Origin of the sequence: Proteiniphilum saccharofermentans (assembly GCF_900095135.1) — a bacterium.
Taxonomy (GTDB): domain Bacteria; phylum Bacteroidota; class Bacteroidia; order Bacteroidales; family Dysgonomonadaceae; genus Proteiniphilum; species Proteiniphilum saccharofermentans.
In genome coordinates this window covers 1,869,631-1,889,713 of the sequence record NZ_LT605205.1, presented here as the reverse complement: position 1 = coordinate 1,889,713, position 20,083 = coordinate 1,869,631, and the positions used below count along the sequence as shown (strand labels likewise).

The following is a 20,083-nucleotide window of genomic DNA, read 5'->3' as shown; positions in this document are numbered from 1 at the left end:
AAATCATCAACTGCACATCTAAAAGAAAGAATATGGAATTGCTTAGATGTCCCTTTTGCGACAAAGAAATAGAATCCGACAGTTTTTACTGCGACCAATGCGGCCAGGAATTGAGGATTTGTTCTCATGGGCACGGCTTTAAGAAAGGCAAGATATGCACCGAATGCGGTAACCCACTCACAGCGGCAAAAGATGCCGCAAGTCCCGTTGTCCGCCCGGATGTACAACCCGTCAAACCTAAATTTCTGGTTAATAACGCGCTGAACGCCCGTTTGCAACTTCTGGACGGCGCAGTCATAGGACGCAGGGCAGGAAATTATGTCCACGTTTTCGGCTCACAGAGTTATGTTTCCGGAACACATGCGCGTCTACAAAGAAACGGCACAGGCGATTGGGAAATTACTGATCTGGACTCGACCAACGGCACTTTTCTGAACGATGTCCGTCTGGTCTCTCAATGTCCCACACCCTTTAAAACGGGCGACACAATCGCATTTTATGATTTGAGATTCATTGTCGAATAAATATAAATACAAATACTGATACTATGCTTCTAAAATCGGAAATAAACAGCGATATTGGTTGCGTCAGGGTCAACAACGAAGACATGATCCTGTTCGGCGGCGAATTTTTCCGCGACAGGAGTGCGAAACAAATCTTTGAGCTTTCAGATACCGCACGGTTCGCAGCCGTTGTCGCCGACGGTATGGGCGGGCACGACGGTGGAGAATTTGCTTCGGAAATTGCCCTTAGATGCTTCGATGATTTCATACTCGCCTTGCCGGAAGGACTGGATGAAGACGAAGTTGCTTCATCCCTGAAACGCTGGACGGAAGAAACACACCGTCTTATCCTCAGGAAAAGTCACGAATTACCCGGATGTGAAGGAATGGGGAGCACTTTTTGCGGACTGCTTTTTTACGGGGAGATGGTTTTTGCATTGAATATCGGCGACAGCAGGCTTTACCGTTTTCGTGGTGGCATCCTCAAACAGTTGACTACCGACCATTCGATACGACAGCTCACAGGCGGCCTTTCACAGGATTCCAACCAGATTTACAACTCGTTGGGAGCGGGAGAGTCGGCTTTTATCGACATCAAAAACCTGGGTGGACAACTATTGGAAGAGGATTTGTATCTTATCTGTTCCGACGGACTTTCCGATATGCTTCCCGACGAAGAAACAGAGCGGATACTGACTGAAAATCCATCTGCAGAAGCCCTGATAACAGCGGCAAAAAATGCGGGCGGCAAGGATAATGTAAGCGTGATATTATTAAAAATTATAAGCTAATTACATTATAATCAAATACAAAACTATCATTCAAACACACAACATAATAAAAATATGAAACATTTTTTCGACCGTACATTTCTATTTTTCGTCTTGTCACTGATTCTTGTTGGTGTAGTAATTTATAACAGTATCCCGAGAAACAAACCGGCCAATATGGGTGTTGCTGCCATTCAAAAGACACAACTTTCCGACTTTAAAGATGATTTTGCCACTATTGACAAAGGTGATTCACTGACCATTCTGGGAGTCGATTTTAGCGATTTTCGCTTTCTGGTAGCAACAAAAGATGGACAGAGGGGATGGATACCGCAGGAAGCCGTAGACAACAAAGGTATTATCTATAATGTGGAATTAATTACCGAGAATGAGAAAACTGCGGTAAAGAACGGTGATACAGTAACATTCTTGGAACAAACCGGCGACCAGTATAACCGGATGATGGAGTTCAAAACCGTGGACGGAGAGCAAGGTGAAGTTCGTGTTCACAATCTTACAACCCTCACAGGTAATAACCTGCTCAAATACGAATACAATGGAGGCGACTATTATCTCTCGAAAAAGAAATTTGAGGAAAAATATATCGGAAAAACTTTTGAAGAGAATGAAAAACTTTATCGCCCTGCCATACTTGTAAAGAAAACTCCAAAAGGGCTCTCTGCCCAATACGATTTGCGTGTTTTTGACAAAAATGATGGCAAATTCTACTCACCCACGATTACTTATGAAAATGGTGTGGCTACTTCTTATACTACGGATTATATCAGAATGCCCAACTCATTTTTCCTGAAATATCTCCCGTTAGTTTCTACATTTCTTGATATGGATTTCTTCTCGCAGTTAATATCTTCAAATGCCTTTGAAATAGGGGATATAGATAAAGATAGCCATCCAATCTGGTTTAAAATTGCAGGCTACATTCTGTTGGTTTTCGTTTTGATTGGCGTAATAGGCTTTCTCTTTTTCCTCAATCAGATCATTCCATTCTTGATGTTCGGTTTGCTCCGTTTCCGCTATCCACTAATTTTTATTTCAAATAACATATTCCAAAAAATTATTTGGGCTGTTATTATCATTTGTACATACATCTGGCTTGTTTTGGGCTTGTGTTACCCCTTACACTGGTGGTACTTCATTCCGATACTGCTTATTGCCACATGGTGGCTCACACCCAAAATCTTGGAATGGTTTGATGATTTTCCCTCGAACCGCTGTCCGGAATGCAAATCGTTATATACCATTGAATACGACAGCGAGGAATTTATGCGCGAATATCAGGAGTGGCGTAAAGAGACTAAAAGTACCAGGATTGGCTCACGGTCGAGCAGTGAATGGGTACACGATACAGAAATTACAAAATGGAGCGACGGCAGCACATCATCGAGAGCCGTCAATCAACGAAAGGTTACACACACAACCAACACATACAATAACGATGTGTATGATGTGCTCTATTTGGTACGCGAGTATAAGCAAACCTACAAATGCGAGCATTGCGGGTTCGAAGAATACGGTTCTCGCAAAGAATCGAAAGAACTCGACCGGAAATACAAAGGTTCCTATATAGATACAACAACGACTCATTCGGGATACTAATGCAATTGAAAACTCAGACAAAATATTATAAATCATGATTCATTTTGTTTTAACACGTATGTGGATGTACCATGCCAAGGTAAACGAAAAGAAACTCTCCAAGTTTACCGATACACTTAACGTTAAAGGGCAAACCATTTTGCAACAACCGGTCGATTTTACGTCTCCGGAAGCTTTTCAGGGAAAGGTCTCAGCCCGGTGGCGCAACTATTCGGAAGTTCAGGCCGAAGGGCATAACCTGTACCCATGTATTGACCTGCAACCTGATGAAGAAACACTCAAAAGGTTCGGCCTCTTTCTCATTGAAGAGACTAATAATGGGGACTCTCTCATGAAAGGGATTAATGGCTGCAGGTTAAGCGATTGCACATTCCGGATTACCGACTACGGATATCTGAATATACGCCTTGTGTTTGAGGTCGATAATGTAGCTGCACTGGAAAAAATAAGCCATCGCCAAGTCGCTATTACACGTCTATTGAACCAATGGACTCCGCAACTGGAACCAATTTTGCGAGAGTTGCAAAAACAGGATTACGTGAAGATTGGTGAAGACTGGTTTGGCATTCCGTTGAAGATAAAAGATGTCTTATCCATTGATGAAAGCGACATGTACACTTATCAGGACTTGACGGTGCTTTCGGGCGAAAGCCGGGAACTTGTAGATGATATTCGCAAACTTTACGGAACCAGTGATGAGTATGAAAAAATGGAGTCTTTTGAGGTTCACGGCATCGACCAATCGGCAATTATTTGTACCGGCCACACAACAGGGCTTGTCGAAATCGAAGATATCATTGAGCCGTACAACCTTTTACTCGCCGAAATAAACACCTACGATTCCATTGGAAATCTCAATTACGCGATAATCAAACTGATGAACGACAGCGATTTATCGAAAACCAATAAAAAAAGATTTCTCAGAAAAGACAAAGTGGAAAGTGCTTTCAACCATTTCACTTCAAGCGATTTACGGAAAATGACAATCAACACGCACTATATTTTGCACTGCATCAATTTCCGCAAAACAGCCATTGAACATTGGCAAAATCTGTTTATGCGAAAATTCAAAGACAAAAATCCTTACGACGAAAACCGCCAGAACTGCGAGCGTAGCGAAGCGATCATCCAGAAGCTGATTGAAGAAAAAACGCAGGAATCACAAAAAGGCCATTCCAATACCCTCGAAATACTGTTTATGTTCCTTTCGGCGATTACCATCTATTCCACGTATGTTGATGTGGTAAGCTTTTTGGATTCATCTCCCCACTCGAATATCTCAAATCTCAATACCGGCAGTTTGGAAATCAAAATCTTCCTGTCGATCTCATTGATCCTGGTCGTGATATTTTTATGGATAGTCAGGGTGAAGAAGAACCGATAAACAATAAATGCAATGCAACACAACTTTTCAGATATCCCTTCGTCAAAGTATGCGGAACTGATTCCTTTGATCAATTCCCAATCGAGCTACGACCTGTTCACTCAAGAAAAGACACACCTTCAAACAACCCTGTTGCCGTTCTTTAAGGATTACCGGTTGTTATCGGCACAGACTTTTTCGACGATACCGCCCGTCACAATGCACTATTTGTGGAACGAGGAGAATAACGACATTATCCGGATAGAAGGAACACGGGATGCCGTTTTCAATAATCTCGGCAAATTGGGGCTGATCCTGAACGAAAAGACGGTTGTACCGTACGTTAAATTTGTCCTTGACTCCGTTTGGACGGATAAAGGCAGTTTGCGGCTTGTGGAAGATATGGATGAAATTGAGTTTTCAGATGGGCCTTCCATGAAAGATCTGCGGTTTTTGAAAAAAACCATACGACCGGCCATTATTTCACGGAACGGTGGGAGCTACCTCCTCGACGCCATCATTATCTACGCTACCGAAATTTATCAATCCACCATAAAACTGCAACAAAATGGTACTTTTGAATTTCAATCGGAAACAGAATTAAAAGCAGGAATGTCCTGTGTAAGAGTCATTTTCTTAGAATAAAAAATGATGGGCACTTTTTACCGTAAAATCATGTTCTTGGATGATGCTATGATCGTCCGTCCTGTCACCGCAGAAGATATCAAGTGGGCAAACAATGAATTGGAAAACTCCAACCTACCTCTCATTCCAACCGGTTATGCCGATTTTTTAAAACATTGTAACGGAGTCGCCTTCAATGGCGTGGAACTTTACGGAACAGATATTGTAACCGACCCACAGACCAATTTTAAGTTGATCGACATTGTATCCTTTTCGGAACAACAACTGGAGCTTTTCAACGATCAACTGCTCTATTTTGGACGTGTCGATGACGATATTTTCACATTTAATCCCGCCGTTGAAAAATACGAAACGAGGGACATTACCAGTTTTGAAATATGGAACGAATACAACAGTTTTGAAGAATTCCTGGAAAAAGAAATTTCAGAAAAATACCTGCCGACAGAGGAAAATGAGGTTATTTCTTCAATGGTGTATAGTAGGATGAAAGAGGATCCTGTTTTCGCGAAGAATATACTGGAATACTACACTTTGATGGCCGATAGCGGAAATGCGGAAGCACAATATCAACTGGCCATGCTGCTAATGTATGAGGGCGGCGTTGTGGAACAGGACTACGATACCGGATTCGATTGGCTTGCCAGGGCGGCAGAGCAGGGTTACCCACAAGCCGGACTCCTCTATTTGGAAGAAACATCTACTGACGACGATGGCAGATATGATGCATGGGTATAAGTGATAGAAATCAGATAAAAAATGGATGATTACGAAAAAGCAGTTTTAGAAGCGCATAACGCTGTCCTCTTATCAAGAGGAAGGATAAAGGAGTTGGTTGAGAACAGGAAGAAAATTGCTTTGGAAGCAATGCGTACTTACGATATCTTCTCCCACTTTACGGGAGATAATGAAGAGCAATTCGACGAGACCCTGGTACCTTACTTTTTTCTGATCAAAAGAATAAAGGAAAATCCCGATAAAACCATCAAAGAGATAGTCGGTATTGAAGAGATGGAGAATATCCCTGCCGCCCTTGCCGCTTTTGAGGAGTATGACTTGATGGAGCGCTATATTGCCGAAGGTAATACGTTCAACGTACAGACTTCAGTCGGTGCATTCCGTCACTGGCAACCTACCCCATTATATTATGTCACCATCAAAAAGGTTTTTGAAAACCTGAAAGATGCAAAAAAATTATTGACGTTCCTGGTGGAAAACAAAGCCGACCCGAACATGTATGCAGGAGATGACAGCACGCCGCTTCTGAATGCATGTTATGACGATAAACCGGTAAAATTGATGCAATGGCTGCTTGAACTTGGTGCCAGTCCAAACAAGCAAGGGGTGGATCAAGGTTTATTATGGTATCCCCTCTCCTATTGCCTCTTGCCTGAAGAGGGGGAAAACGGTAAAGAAAGAAATCCCCCTTCCAAAGAAACGATTCGGAAAGCAAGATTATTACTCAAATATGGCGCGGATCCCAATAAAGGTTTAGACGATTTTCCGCCGCTGATACATGCGATAGTGACTTGCGACCATACAGATATTGACCTGATCCGGGATCTGCTCGAAAGGGGAGCCAATCCAAACGTGCTTGGCGATGGACATACCTTGAACCCTCTGCTGCTATCGTATGATTTCGATTGGTTTGAAGCGGGACAGCTACTGCTTCTATACGGTGCAGAGATGGATACGGTGCAAAAACTCCTGGAAAAGCGAAACAACCGTCACATTATCACCCTAAAGGCTACGGTGACAACATGGTTTCCTTCGGGAGCAGGAAAAGATCACACAACTTCAAAAAACTTTCCAATTGCGGAGATAGAAAATGGGAAGCATCTCTCCTTGGATTATTTCCATATAACGATTCAGACGGTAAGCGGGAGGCATATTGAAGGTACTGCCTTTTGGCAAGATCAGGATTCAAACGCCCCCTATAATGCTCCCCTCACTTTTGATTGTGGCGGGTTCATTCTTTCGCCCGACAATCCGGAATACAATACAAATTCGTTGAATGTATCCTACGAGACATATAGTAAGCTATCACTGTCGCTTCAACTGGCAGATATCTCCCTGAAAGAGGAAGCAGAACTAGGGATGACAGCATTAATCACATAAGTTATAATATTTTAATTGAAAAATTCCGATTATTAATTTCTAATTTGCAATTATCATGAAACGATCAATTCCAACATTGTTTGTCGCCTTTCTTGGGTTTCTAAACATTATCTCATGTACTAAAGATGATCCAATTAGCAAAGGATTTATCACACCGGGAACTTCCCAGTCCATCTCGTTAGAGGCAGGTGCTGCTTCTTCGGAATTTGTATTCAGCACCAACAGCAATTGGACGGCAAGGGCTTCGGAGTCCTGGCTGTCAGTTTCGCCTTCAAGCGGTGGTGCCGGAGAAAACATCAAACTAAAGGTTTCCGCCGGAGAGAACACCCAATATGAGACAAGAAGTGCAACGGTCACAATTTCCGCCGGTGAAGCGACACTGACATTGACTGTTCAACAGGCTTCAAAGAAAGGTTTTGAAATCTCACAGGCCAGTTTCTCCATCGGAAAGGATGGCGGCAACGTCAACATACCGGTTAAAGCAAATGTGAGCTATACCTGCACTGTTTCTGAAAGCGCAAAGTCATGGCTGTCCGTCACTCAGTTAAAATCGCTGACCGATTATACCATTGTGCTGTCGGCGTCAAAGAATGAGACCTATGATGCAAGGACAGGCACGGTCACCATCGCCTATGAAAATCAGACATCCACCATCACTGTCACTCAGAGTCAGAACGAAGAAATCATCGTGACGCAGAAAGAATTTGAAATAAACAGTAAGGGCGGCGAGTTAAGAATTCCGGTCACTACCAATATAGAGTATGAGTGCAGCGTGATGGATGGAGCACAGGAATGGATTACAATATCTCAAAGCCAGACAAGAGGTCTGGAGGAGTACAGCATCGTGCTTCAGGTTGCTGAAAACGTGGGTTATACAGGAAGAGTCGGCCAGATAAAGGTCACAGGTGTCGGAAAGGAGAGTTTTATCACTATTATCCAGGGAGGTAATATTCGGATAACTGATCTGGGGGACGATTTCTATTTACACTCTTCGGGAAGGGTAATCGCCACACATTATAAAGGGCGTAATAATGACGATTTACTGAGACTCATCTACTCCAAATTTGAGGATGAATTTGATTTTGCCTTTTATGTCTATGAAGACGATTCATATTTTATTGGCGGGGGCTACTCGACTTTAATGAACAATATAAAAGGAATAGGTCGAGAAATTGAAGGTAATAGTATATACAATCATAACCTTTATGCAGAAAAATTGTTCGGGACTATTCTTTTTGGAGGATACCAGGAATTCAATCCCGAGATTATTAAACACGAGTTGTGTCACACATGGGCAAATTACCTTCGCTCCACATATCAACTGATAGGTGAACAGGAACATGAAATTTTTGCCCACTGGGGATTCAGTGATGTGAACGGAATGCTGGGAGGATTTGACAAGAAAACGTTTACTGCTAATATTGAAGGAAATCCGAAGTGGTACCATGCTCCTAACATCAATTATAGTGAAACATGGGATGCCCAGGGAGCTACCATGGGTATTGAAGACAAAACTTATGCTCCGCTGGAACTCTATCTCATGGGACTTATCTCGGCTGAAGAAGTTCCTGATGTGACATTCTATTCGGGTCTGTCCAATATCCCCGACAGCAGGTTTTCATTAGCCGATGGTTATTTTGCAGCCGAAAAGTCTGAGACATGGAGTATTGAAGATATTATTGAAAGATTTGGGGCAAGAGAACCGGCGTATCCCAATACCCAGAAAGAATTCAGAATTTTAACTGTTATTTTGACCAAAGAAGCACGGGAGATACAAGATACGGAATGGGAACTTGTTGATAACATGCTCCTGAAAATGAGTTATGCAGGTAAAGATGATGACAATTCAAGTCTGAATTTCTGGGAAGCCACTTTGGGAAAAGCTACTCTTAAAGTAGATGAGTTGGATAAAATCCTGAAGTAACCTCCGCTCACCAAGGCAGTCAGCGCACCAAAGGCGAACAACCTCGAACCACTGGTACCTTCTGTGTTTATAAAAGGCAGTGGGAAAGATGCGGGAAAATAAAAGTATTACGCTATCATTTTTATACACGTGCCATCTTCAAGATGGCGCGTGTATATTTCTCAAGAGGTTCAATAAGTCGCAATAAGATCTTTTAGTTTGTCAATCAATTCCTGTAGAGGCATACCCGATTGTTCACTCATCATTTTGAGCGTGGCGATAGGCAATACAACCCTTGCCATTGGGCTCTTCAGCATGGAAAATCGGGGATTTATACCGGGTAAATCATCCTTTAGCTGAGGGTATCGTTGGAGCAATGATTTTAGTTTGGTTTCAGCAGTAATAACAATTGGGCCATCACCACCGTTTAGGTCATCATCGCTTTCTCCGTTTCCGATCTCATCGTTCTCGTAACTTTGAAGGTTTTGAGAGCTTTGATAGCTTTGGGCACTTTGGGAGGCACCTACCTTTTCTCCCCCATTCTGCTGTTGCTGCACCTCTTCCCAGGTAAGCAGTCTCCGCTCGCCTTCGAGCTGGCGGATATGCGTACAATCCTGCATCATTTCCATGACTCCCCTGAAAGTCCCGTCCTTGTCTCTTACAGCGACATACACGATATAAATGAAAAGTCCCGGTTTGTTGATCCAAAATTCCGATTTACTCTGCTCGCCGCTGCGGAATTTCTCAATGATCTCCTCCACCATATGCAAACTTTTGGGCGGGTGGCAATTACGCACCTCTCTCCCGATAACGCCTTTGCTGCGGGGAAAAACGCGATGAGCGGTATCGGTATAGAATTTCACGAGATCGTTTTCGTCTACGAAAGAGATGTCCACGGGTAAATGGCGGAAAAGGAGGTTTATCTGATGAAGCGTAAGTTTGCCTTCAGCCACATCGAGGACTTTCTCCTTTGGGTCTGTCTCTATATTTTGTCCATACTTTGCCAGCAACGCAGCCAGGTCGTCCATCAAACCGGTTTGCTCTGCTACAGGTTTCGCTTCTTCAGGAGATGTACGTTGATTGAGACCGGGCATATCGATCAGGAAGAATCCGATTTCCCTGTCGCCCGATTTCATCTCCTCGAATTCCTCTTCCGGAATCAGTTTCAATGAAGTCGGATAGAGGATCAGTTCTTCTTTCTCCATCAGGTCTCTCAGGTCGACGGTCATCTGCCTGTAAGCATCGAAAAAGAATTCCGGGTTTACATCTCCATTCCGCAAAATCTCCAATGCACTGTTCATCTCATCTCGTATCTCGTCGTCATATACCCACATCGTGGTAGAAGGACGGTCAAACCCTTTCCTCTCCAACGCAGAATAGAGTTGGTTCTGTTTGCGGCTGAAATGAACTTTATATTGTATAATCTGCTCCATCAACTCCAACCAAGGATTCAGTATAAACGGCTTTTGGGCCAATTCATCTCCCCTTTGGAGCAATTCCTTCATTTTTTTATTTTCCCGCCGGTAAGCATCTATAGGATGACCGTACGGAAGACCGGGCTCATCAGCCTGGATCAATCCGTCAAATACCTCCAGTATAGTACGTACATCTTCGTTACGGCATTCGTCGGGATCCTCGTCCTTGAACATCTGTTCGGCGGCGGCAAACTCTTCGGGCGAAATTCTCCCCACTTCACTTTTTACACGATTTTTCGCTTCATCGAGTGACAACACTCCTTTATCATACTGTTGCTTGATATGGAGCATCCGTTGGAGTTTATTCTGGTCTAAACTCTCAAATGTTGTATTGGTTATTTTCTCTTGCATAATAAAAATAGTTTTTGCCGGAGCTCTTTTGTTTTGCGCTGTGATAATTGATTTGTCATACAAAAGGCTCTCTTGTGGACTCTACCGGTTCTGTACTCCTTTACAAAACAAAATTACGGAATCCGGAGGGTGTTTACAATCACAATAAATAGCTATTTTTCAGGTAAAACATCCCTATTTTTAGGGATATGGTATGATCTGATATTCAATCAGCCATTGCTAATTGTTAATTAGCAATGGCTGATCTATGACAGAGAAAAACCGGGGTATAGTTATAATCCATTTATATTTGTATCCAGCCATTGGAGGCGTTTTTCCACAAAATCCACAAAAAAGTTGACTTCAGCAGCATAGGATCCTCTGATTATCTTTGTATTCCATTCGGGTTTTGTGATGCTCCATCCGGCGCCTCCGGGTTTCGGACTAAAATTCTTTTTTTGTGCATCCTGTAATGCGAGAGCATGATCCCTGATAAAACCGGGGATTTCATCCAATCCGGGTTTCAGTTCGTTCCACCGTTTTTTTAATTCTGCCACAAAATAGGGATCTTTAAATAGCTGGTCGAACCAGGGCGATTGAGTTTTAATAAACCAGCCATCAGGTCCCGCGGAAGTAGCTCCCTGTTCCCAAGTGATATGGTCGGCATTACCAAAGGCGATATCAAAGTCCCATACTAACGGCATCTCGATTTTTCCGTTCCTGCGAATAGCCATATAACAACTGCCCCGCATATTGCCGTCCACATTCTTGGCAAGCTCCTGCACTATATAATATTTAATGAACGACTCTACATCAATATACTTGCGGTAGCCATTTTCAGGATCCTTAAAGTTATCCGAATATAAAACCCGCTCAGCCGTATTGAAATAATCCTTTACATATTCAAACTGGGCACTTGTCGGTTCATCCGGATCTTTGAACATGATTGGCAGTCCTTTGTCCGGATAACCCCTATCTGTTCTGAATCTGGAAGGCTCATCAAAATGAAAATCCAATTCAAGTAAATAATCACCGGTCAACGCTTCCCCCAAATTATCGGTGGGTTTCACCAACTCCATATCGAGCCTTTCTTTCGAAACCTTTACATGTTCTGTCAATGCATATACTCCCTGGTATGTTCCGTTCAGGTAAAAATCGACACTGATGGATGCAGGAGTCCAGCTCATTTCGGCTATCTTCGCGATCTCAAACGCAGTGATATTTCTCAACAATGTCTTATCAGTATGATTGGCAAGGAGCGCCCAGTCCTTGTCGTTACTCATACCTAAAAGGGATACCTTATTGTCCAGCTTTACGCGGTAAGGTTTTTTATCCATTCCCCATGTTGAGTTTCCCCGCCCTCTTATTCCGGCTGTTGTGATAACAGGGTCTCCATCAGTATAATATTTATCAATATCCTCAACCCTAACCGTTGAATTAACATAATTCTCTTTGTCCAGAATAGGTGCACCCCCTGCTGTATTGACATATACTCTCGGTATACGTGGCAGATTCTTTATAACGGTAACAGTATAATCAGTTTTTGTCCCGTCTTCAGCAATAACACTATAAACGACCGGCTCGTTGAAATCATTTTTTGTGACATCACTGATTTGTTCAACATCTCCTATTTTCACTGATGCACCCGAATAGGTAAATGTGGCGATCAAACCGTCGAATGATGCACTGTAAGGGATCAATACGGTTATATCCGTACCGGATCTTGTAACCAATGCAGCGTCCTCTAAATCTTTATTGAATTTTGGATGGAAAGTGAATGAGTCGAGTTGGGAGATAGAGGATAACTCTTCCGTCCGATTATCCGAACAGGAGATAAAAAAAGAAAATAATATGAAGTACAGGAACAGTCCCGATGCAGTGTGGTATTTGAGATATTTCATGCTTTAGTTTTTCTATTAATTACACTATAGTTCATAAACAAGTTCAAAAAGACTATGGTTCAAAATTAACCAATATGATAATTATTTTCCTACCGCAGAGCCGGGTCATTGAACGTATCTCCCTGACTGATATCACCGGTCTGCATGCCCTTTCTGAACCAGTAAGTACGTTGCGCGGAGGTACCGTGTGTAAACGAATCGGGGACGCTATACCCTCTCGAACGTTTCTGAATAGTGTCATCGCCGACCGCCGTGGTAGCACTGATTGCCGACTCCAGATCGCCCGGCTCCAGTTGAATCATGTTCATCTGCTGTGCATGATACACCCAGACTCCTGCCAGAAAATCGGCCTGCAACTCCAACTTCACATTGAGTTTATTGAATTCCGCTTCGCTGATCTGCCCCCTGTATTGATTCATCTCATCAATGATCCCCAACAATTTCTGTACGTGGTGCCCTATTTCGTGAGCCGTCACATAAGCCATTGCCAGATCACCTTCAGCACCGAAATCAGTTCTTAACTGATGAAAAAAGTTGAGATCGATATACATTTTCTGGTCTGCAGGACAATAGAATGGCCCTACGGCATCCGTAGCTCCACCACATTCCGAAACCGTGGCATCGGTAAAAGTAACCAGGGTAGGACGTATATATTGTCTATTCAGTTGTGTCCGGAATATTTCCTCCCACACATCATTGGCGCTGTTAAACACTCCCAGCGTAAAAACCTTCAGTTCCTCATTCTCATTCACCCTGGAAGGATCTATTACCTCAGTCGATTCTCCCGGAGCAATACTGTTTACCATGTCTAATGCCTGGAAAGGATTTTGGCCTAACAACAATGCTATCACCGCAATGACGACCGCTCCTACTCCACCGATGGCAGCGTTTCTTCTCCCTCTGCCTCTGCCCCTACGGTCTTCATAGTTGGCCTGGCTGTCATTTCTATTGATCCACTTCATGAAACATGTTTTGGTTGTATTCTATTTCTATTCCGTTTTTTTCAGCCAATCATTCACTAGATCGGCTTCATATCCTAATTCTTTGGCTTTCCGAAAATCGGCCCGGGCAGCTATCTTATCAAATTGTCCAAGGCGAACACGTCCCCGGAGAATATAAAAATAAGGATTTGCTTTCTGCGATCCTTCCACGGCCCGTAAATCGGCTGAGGCTTTAAATATCTGATCGGTATTTACATAACATTCCGCACGGTTCAGATAAAAGCTGGGATCAACTTTAGAAGAAGATTGTATCAGTCCGGTATAAACCTGCTCTGCAGCTTCCCAATTATCATCCAGCTTATAAAGCAATGCTTTGCTCAGTTTCGTATACATATTGTCCGGATCTATCGCATCCGATGCCTTGAAATCATCCTCTGCTTTGGCTCTCTCATTCTTCTCCAGAAAAAGCAAGCCTCTCCGGTAATAGGCTTCCACATCATCCGGATAGTTACGGATAAGGGTGTTATAATCCTCCATCGCCTCATCAAACCGTTCCATATCGCACAAAAGGGAAGCCCGGTTGTGCAATACCACATTAGGCATCGGATTATTTCCCATGGAGGCGGTAAATGAAATATATGCATCATCATAGAGCCCCAATTGCCGTTGCAGTATTCCGAGATTGAGTAGTAAAACGGGATTATTTTCATTTGCCGGTTCCAGCGCCATCGCCTTTTGCAGTGCCACTGCAGCACTATCGAGCCTGTTTTGCTCGATATGGTTGGCTGAGCGGTCTACCCATCCCATATAATCCAACGATTGTGCCGAAAGTACGTAAGCAAAGAAATACAATATAACCGTAAAAATAATCTTCATTCTGTTTATTATATAGATATCAATCACAAAAATAACTGTTTTTTTGTACTTTTGCGATGTTACACTGTTTAAAAACTAAAATGATGACGCTGCTTCAGATATCATTGCCTACCGACAGCATTTTTGTGCCACGGTCACCTAATGATCCCTCTTTCGGTCAACTGATCAAAGAAGGCAGGTACGATCACGTACTGGATAATATACTCGCATGGGGGATTGACCTGATAGTGAACATACTTATTGCGATTGTGCTGTTTATCATCGGTCGTTTTTTAATCACGAAGATTGACAATTTTGTGGCAAAGATCATGCGGAAGAGCTCGATCGACAACACGCTGAAAGGATTTATAAGCAGCGTATTGCAAACGTTCCTTTTTATTGTCTTGTTCATGATCATCATTAATTCCGTGGGAGTAAAAACCATCTCCATCGCCGCTATTATCGGTACGGTGGGATTAGCCATAGGGCTTGCTATGAAAGATAATCTCTCCAATTTTGCGGGCGGAGTAATGATTCTCCTGAGTAAACCTTTCAGAAGCGGCGATTACATCAGGGCACTGAACCTGGAGGGAACGGTCGAGAGGATCGGTATTATGCATACCATATTGAGGACCGGTGATAACAAAACGATTTACATACCCAACGGGCCACTGTCGACCGGAAACATCATCAACAATAACAGCCTCGATGGAACCCTTCGCACGGAAATTATCGTCAATGTGGATTACGGCTGCAATGTGGATGAAGTAAAAGAGTTGCTGTTACAAATCGCCGCCCGGCATCCAAAGGTATTGAAACAACCCGTGCCTTTTGCAAGGATGTCCAAGATCAACCCCACGTCCCTTGAATTCGTTTTCCGGGTATGGGCAAAGAAAGGAGACCTGGCCGATGTGAACCACGATCTGAGTGAAACTGTTTACAAACAATTTTACGAAAAGGGAATGATCAGTTCAATACCACGTATGTCGGTTTACCTTGCTAAAGAAGACGGGAAACCCACATAAAACAGGGGAAATATTTTGTTGTGAACTCTATCTCGTAACTTAATACTCAGAGCTAAAGTGAAAGCGGATATTTTTAAAATCCTGCTGTGCCATCATTAGAATATAGTTCGATTCAGCCAGAAAGACATCCCTGCCCTCCTTATCATGTGCCATGTACTGATATTTCCGTTTCTTGAAATCTGCCAGTTGTGCGGCATCATCGCTCTCGATCCAGCAGGCCTTGTATAGGCTGATGGGGTCCCAGCGGCACTGCGCTCCATATTCATGGAGTAGCCGGTACTGTATCACTTCGAACTGAAGCTGCCCCACCGTCCCGATGATCTTCCGTCCGTTAAACTGATTGGTAAAGAGCTGTGCTACCCCTTCGTCCATTAGTTGTTCAATCCCTTTCTGGAGTTGTTTCGATTTCATCGGATCGGCATTCTCGATATATTTGAACATCTCGGGAGAGAAACTCGGCAGTCCTTTGAAATGCAACTCCTCACCCGAAGTGAGCGTATCACCGATCTTGAAGTTGCCGTTATCGGGTAATCCAACGATATCACCGGCATATGCCTCGTCCATGATTTCTTTCTTCTGCGCCATAAAAGCGGTCGGCGATGAAAATTTCATCATCCGGTTAAAACGCACATGCTTGTAGTTTACATTCCGTTCGAATTTTCCTGAGCAGACTTTTACGAAAGCGATACAAGAACGGTGGTTCGGATCCATATTGGCATGGATCTTGAAAACAAATCCTGAAAAACTGTCCTCATAGGAATCCACAACCCGTTCTTCTGCCTGTACTTCACGGGGCGACGGAGCAATATCCACAAAACAATCCAGTAATTCTTTTACACCAAAGTTATTCAATGCTGAACCGAAAAACACTGGAGCCAGTTTCCCGGCAAGGTATTCATCCCTATCGAATGCGGGATAAACCTCGGTAACCAATTCCACATCGTCGCGTAACTTCTCCGACAAACGATCACCGATATGGTTTTCCAGTTCCGGTGACTGGATATCGAGCCTTAGCGATTCCGTCACCATCTGCTTACTGGGCTTATAAAGATCCAGACTATTCTTGTAAAGGTTATATACTCCGCGGAACCGTTCTCCCATATCTATGGGCCAACTCAACGGACGGACGCTGACTTTCAGTTCCTCCTCCAGTTCATCGAGGATTTCGAACGGATCCCTCCCTTCCCGGTCAAGTTTATTGACAAAGATCATCACCGGCGTATGCCGCATACGGCATACTTCCATCAGTTTACGCGTTTGAGCTTCTACCCCTTTTGCCACGTCCACCACTACGATCACACTATCTACCGCAGTAAGCGTACGATAAGTATCTTCCGCAAAATCCTGGTGTCCGGGTGTATCCAGAATATTGATCTTATGATTGTTATATTCAAATCCCATGACTGAAGTGGCGACAGAAATTCCACGTTGTTTCTCTATCTCCATCCAGTCCGAGGTAGCTGTTTTTTTTATTTTGTTCGATTTCACTGCTCCTGCCACATGGATGGCTCCTCCAAAGAGCAGTAGTTTTTCCGTAAGTGTGGTTTTTCCCGCGTCGGGGTGACTGATCACGGCGAACGTACGCCGGCGCTGTATCTCTTCTTTTAATGTCATTTTTTGATTTTTATCTCTTTATTGTGCGAAGCACACTATCATTTATCAAGCGAAGCATATATCATTTTATCAAACCCATACATCTTTTTAAAGCCTCTTTCCATCCCGGAATCTCCACATGAAAAGCAGCACATATTTTGGACAGATCCATTACGCTATATGCCGGACGGGGAGCTGGTGCACCATATTCCTCTGTTTTGACAGGTACCAGTTCACACCGGTTGATACCTGCTAGCCTTTTGATCTCTTCAGCAAATCCGAACCAGGTAGTTTCACCTTTGTTGGAGAAATGATAAATCCCTGTCTTCCATTCGGTCTCTTCGGAATATTGCAGGATATGGACGATCATCTCTGCCAGATCTGCCGCATAAGTCGGGACTCCCCGTTGGTCATCTACGATAGTCAATCTATCCCGCTCATTCATCAGCCGGATCATTGTCTTCACAAAATTATTTCCGTATTCAGAATACAACCATGAAGTACGTATAATCATCCACTCACCTCCTACAGCTTGCAGCGCTTCTTCACCTTTTAGCTTCGACTGGCCGTAAACCGAAAGCGGATGCGGTTCTATATCCTCGGTATAAGGGATTTCCGAGAGGCCATCAAATACGAAATCGGTCGAAATATGGATAACCTTTGCTCCTTCTTGCTTTGCAGCAATCGCTATATTCTCTACCGCTTTTTCATTTACGAGATATGCCTTTTCAACATCTGTTTCTGCTTTGTCCACAGCGGTATAAGCAGCACAATTGACGATATAGAGTACCCGGTAATCCCTTACAAAATCCGCTACCTGATCCCCGTCCGTCACATCAAGGTCACTCATATCGGTAAACAGGAATTTAAAGGGCAAATTCAACCGGTCCGTCATTTTTTTCAACTCGTTCCCCAATTGCCCGTTGGCTCCGGTCACCAGCACATTTTTCTGTACCAGCCCGTAAAAATATTGTTGTCTTGGGGTATCCTTTTCTGTCCCCCCCAGATGTTTGGTTATACCTGTAAATATGGGCATTTTTTTAATTATGAATTATGAATGATGAATTATGAGTTGCTAATTACCACATCAACAAATCATTATATTATCCTTTTATCCATTATTCCCATTGGCTCTACTTCCCGAAAAATCGGGACAAGTTATCCCGACTTGTCAGGATTGGCTCATTAACTAATCATCACATTAGTAAATTGTTAAATCGTCATTACCTGTCCCGACTTGTCGGGATCAAATCACTCTTCCTCAACAGCTTTATATTTTTGGGAAAGAAGCCGTAACAGGCCGGTAATTTGAGCAATGGCAGCCTGTGTCTCACCGGAGATTTCCCGTTTCTGCAATTTCAGCAACAGGTACCCGTACAAAGCCGTGAAACAGGTTTCCAGTTCAGATACATCCTTGTTCCCCGACTTTGCCCTTAAAGCCACAATATGAGGCAGTGTATTGTAGTAAATACCAATGTATGCCGACTCCTTAGGGTCTTTCAACAACCGTAAATGGAGATCGGTAAGGTCTATGACCAGGTTCTTGTTGATCTGCAGATGCCCTTCTTTCTGTATACCCTCCGATTTCATCATCATGATCAATCCTTCGTACCAGTCACGGGCTTCTTTCTTTTCTTCTTCCGTATGATATACGGGGTCAATCAGCGACTGCTGTACCTTGTCGATATCCAATTCATATGATCGCAAGATATCTTCCAGTTGCCACATGTACAGCAAATATTCTGCAATATTCTCTTGTTTTTTTTGCCGGGCTATCAACATAACGTAATTTTGCACAAAATTACAACTTATGATCAAGTTTTACACCATAGACCCGGGATATTTTCTACTATTGTACCGTTATAGCACATTCACTCGCCCTGATTGTAGGGATCAAATCAACTCCGGAACAAAAAAGCCAATCACACCTGCCTTCCATTAAAAAAACACTAATCTCCGGTTAACTGAAAAAAAATTATGTTTTGATGATACGTTTTGACACCCTTTCTCGTCGGATAAATGAGTATGGACATTGTTGAATACAAAAGAATAGTCGTTGCACTGCGCCCGTCGTTACTCGCAGTCGCCCGCCGCATCACAGGGAATACCGAGGATGCGGAAGATGTGGTGCAGGATGTATGTCTGAAGATCTGGCATTTCCGTGACCGGATCGATCAATATGAAAATATGGAAGCATACAGCACAACAATGGTGAAGAACCTGAGTATTGACAAGATCCGGAGCCGGAAGCCATTCTCCGATGAACTGGAGTTACTCGGCAAAGAAACGGGAGAACAACTCCCTGATTCATTGCTTGAAGAAAAAGAAGAACGTAATGCCATTCGCAGGATCATTGAGATGCTGCCGCCATTACAACAACGTATCTTGCAAATGAAAGATCTCGAAGGATTTGAAACCGTCGAAATCAGCGAGATGACAGGTATTGCAGCCGAAGCCGTACGCAATAACCTCTCACGGGCACGCAAACGGATACGCGAATTGTACCTGATGTATTATCAAACCCAACAATCAACAAAATGACAACAGATATCAGACATCTATTAGACAAATATTTTGAAGGAGACAGCTCTGCCGAAGAAGAGAAGATATTACGTCGTTATTTTGCGCAGGACAATCTGCCTGAAGACCTGAAAGTATACGCATCCATATTCTGTTTTCTCGACGACGAAGCAGCAGCACTGGCCGTATTGAATGAGATCCGTAGCGAAAACAATGTTCCTGCTCGCCGCAGACCCGTGTTTTTAAGAAAATTACTGACAATTGCTGCCGTGGCAGCCTCACTGCTGATCGCAATCCTATTACTGACACGTCCCGATCGACAATCGTCACTGAACGAAAGCTATGTGTGGGTGGACGGCAAACAAATTACAGATCCGGCCACAGTCCGTAAATATGCTGAAGCATCTTTCGGAAAAGTACAGTCCGAGAGTGACATCATAGAAGATCAGCTCCGCTTTATTCTGGAATAAATCAATGATGGTGAATCTTCTTATAAAGCCTGTTTACTATTTGAACATCAACATGAT

Annotated in this window: 18 protein-coding genes; 11 read left to right on the top strand and 7 right to left on the bottom strand. The window is 43.3% G+C overall.

The window, feature by feature from the left end:
* Positions 1 to 32 precede the first annotated feature (32 nt).
* Genes PSM36_RS07335 through PSM36_RS07300 form a run of 8 tightly spaced genes read left to right on the top strand, consistent with a single transcriptional unit; the run spans position 33 to position 8,937 of the window.
* Positions 33 to 524, top strand: coding sequence for an FHA domain-containing protein (locus PSM36_RS07335; RefSeq protein ID WP_076930292.1), 492 nt, complete (start codon positions 33 to 35; stop codon positions 522 to 524).
* A 23-nt stretch (positions 525 to 547) separates the two neighbouring features.
* Positions 548 to 1,294 carry a PP2C family protein-serine/threonine phosphatase gene (locus PSM36_RS07330; protein WP_076930291.1) on the top strand — a complete coding sequence of 249 codons (747 nt, stop codon included), beginning with the start codon at positions 548 to 550 and terminating at the stop codon, positions 1,292 to 1,294.
* Positions 1,295 to 1,348: 54 nt separating this feature from the next.
* Positions 1,349 to 2,890 (top strand): SH3 domain-containing protein, encoded by a 1,542-nt coding sequence (locus tag PSM36_RS07325; protein ID WP_076930289.1) that lies wholly within the window; start codon positions 1,349 to 1,351, stop codon positions 2,888 to 2,890.
* Positions 2,891 to 2,924: 34 nt separating this feature from the next.
* Entirely contained in the window at positions 2,925 to 4,274 is a 1,350-nt protein-coding gene (locus PSM36_RS07320) for a hypothetical protein (RefSeq protein WP_139224127.1), read from the top strand.
* Between the two features lie 12 nt (positions 4,275 to 4,286).
* Positions 4,287 to 4,898 carry a hypothetical protein gene (locus PSM36_RS07315; RefSeq protein WP_076930285.1) on the top strand — a complete coding sequence of 204 codons (612 nt, stop codon included), beginning with the start codon at positions 4,287 to 4,289 and terminating at the stop codon, positions 4,896 to 4,898.
* A gap of 3 nt (positions 4,899 to 4,901) precedes the next feature.
* Positions 4,902 to 5,633 (top strand): YrhA family protein, encoded by a 732-nt coding sequence (locus tag PSM36_RS07310; protein WP_083710972.1) that lies wholly within the window; start codon positions 4,902 to 4,904, stop codon positions 5,631 to 5,633.
* Positions 5,634 to 5,654: 21 nt separating this feature from the next.
* The gene (locus PSM36_RS07305; protein WP_076930280.1) at positions 5,655 to 7,013 is read left to right on the top strand and encodes an ankyrin repeat domain-containing protein; all 1,359 of its coding nucleotides are present in this window, start codon (positions 5,655 to 5,657) and stop codon (positions 7,011 to 7,013) included.
* A 55-nt stretch (positions 7,014 to 7,068) separates the two neighbouring features.
* Entirely contained in the window at positions 7,069 to 8,937 is a 1,869-nt protein-coding gene (locus tag PSM36_RS07300) for a BACON domain-containing protein (protein WP_076930278.1), read from the top strand.
* Positions 8,938 to 9,107: 170 nt separating this feature from the next.
* Here PSM36_RS07300 and PSM36_RS07295 read toward each other — a convergent pair whose 3' ends face one another.
* From PSM36_RS07295 to PSM36_RS07280, 4 genes are all read right to left on the bottom strand, one after another.
* A complete protein-coding gene (locus tag PSM36_RS07295) occupies positions 9,108 to 10,742 on the bottom strand; it encodes a PAS domain-containing protein (protein ID WP_076930276.1) in 1,635 nt (544 codons plus the stop codon).
* 272 nt (positions 10,743 to 11,014) lie between these two features.
* Positions 11,015 to 12,622 (bottom strand): CotH kinase family protein, encoded by a 1,608-nt coding sequence (locus tag PSM36_RS07290; RefSeq protein WP_076930274.1) that lies wholly within the window; start codon positions 12,620 to 12,622, stop codon positions 11,015 to 11,017.
* Between the two features lie 89 nt (positions 12,623 to 12,711).
* On the bottom strand, positions 12,712 to 13,584 hold the full coding sequence (gene ypfJ / locus PSM36_RS07285) for a KPN_02809 family neutral zinc metallopeptidase (protein ID WP_076930271.1): 873 nt from the start codon (positions 13,582 to 13,584) through the stop codon (positions 12,712 to 12,714).
* 27 nt (positions 13,585 to 13,611) lie between these two features.
* Positions 13,612 to 14,439 carry a tetratricopeptide repeat protein gene (locus tag PSM36_RS07280; protein WP_154670980.1) on the bottom strand — a complete coding sequence of 276 codons (828 nt, stop codon included), beginning with the start codon at positions 14,437 to 14,439 and terminating at the stop codon, positions 13,612 to 13,614.
* Between the two features lie 80 nt (positions 14,440 to 14,519).
* Here PSM36_RS07280 and PSM36_RS07275 point away from each other — a divergent pair, with 80 nt between their 5' ends.
* Positions 14,520 to 15,443, top strand: coding sequence for a mechanosensitive ion channel family protein (locus PSM36_RS07275; protein ID WP_161947556.1), 924 nt, complete (start codon positions 14,520 to 14,522; stop codon positions 15,441 to 15,443).
* Between the two features lie 39 nt (positions 15,444 to 15,482).
* On the opposite strand, the gene PSM36_RS07270 is transcribed toward PSM36_RS07275, so the two are convergent.
* The 3 genes from PSM36_RS07270 to PSM36_RS07260 all read right to left on the bottom strand — a co-directional run bounded on the left by PSM36_RS07270 (position 15,483) and on the right by PSM36_RS07260 (position 18,818).
* Positions 15,483 to 17,057 (bottom strand): peptide chain release factor 3, encoded by a 1,575-nt coding sequence (locus PSM36_RS07270; protein ID WP_076930264.1) that lies wholly within the window; start codon positions 17,055 to 17,057, stop codon positions 15,483 to 15,485.
* A gap of 61 nt (positions 17,058 to 17,118) precedes the next feature.
* Entirely contained in the window at positions 17,119 to 18,072 is a 954-nt protein-coding gene (rfbD, locus tag PSM36_RS07265; RefSeq protein WP_076930261.1) for a dTDP-4-dehydrorhamnose reductase, read from the bottom strand.
* A gap of 215 nt (positions 18,073 to 18,287) precedes the next feature.
* A complete protein-coding gene (locus PSM36_RS07260; RefSeq protein ID WP_076930259.1) occupies positions 18,288 to 18,818 on the bottom strand; it encodes a DUF4924 family protein in 531 nt (176 codons plus the stop codon).
* A gap of 243 nt (positions 18,819 to 19,061) precedes the next feature.
* Here PSM36_RS07260 and PSM36_RS07255 point away from each other — a divergent pair, with 243 nt between their 5' ends.
* Both PSM36_RS07255 and PSM36_RS07250 read left to right on the top strand, forming a co-directional pair.
* Complete coding sequence (locus PSM36_RS07255; RefSeq protein WP_026327483.1) at positions 19,062 to 19,577, top strand: RNA polymerase sigma factor; 516 nt, start codon at positions 19,062 to 19,064, stop codon at positions 19,575 to 19,577.
* Positions 19,574 to 20,026, top strand: a complete 453-nt coding sequence (locus tag PSM36_RS07250) for a hypothetical protein (RefSeq protein WP_019540422.1) — start codon at positions 19,574 to 19,576, stop codon at positions 20,024 to 20,026. The genes PSM36_RS07255 and PSM36_RS07250 overlap by 4 nt, the downstream gene beginning before the upstream one ends.
* Positions 20,027 to 20,083: the final 57 nt, after the last annotated feature.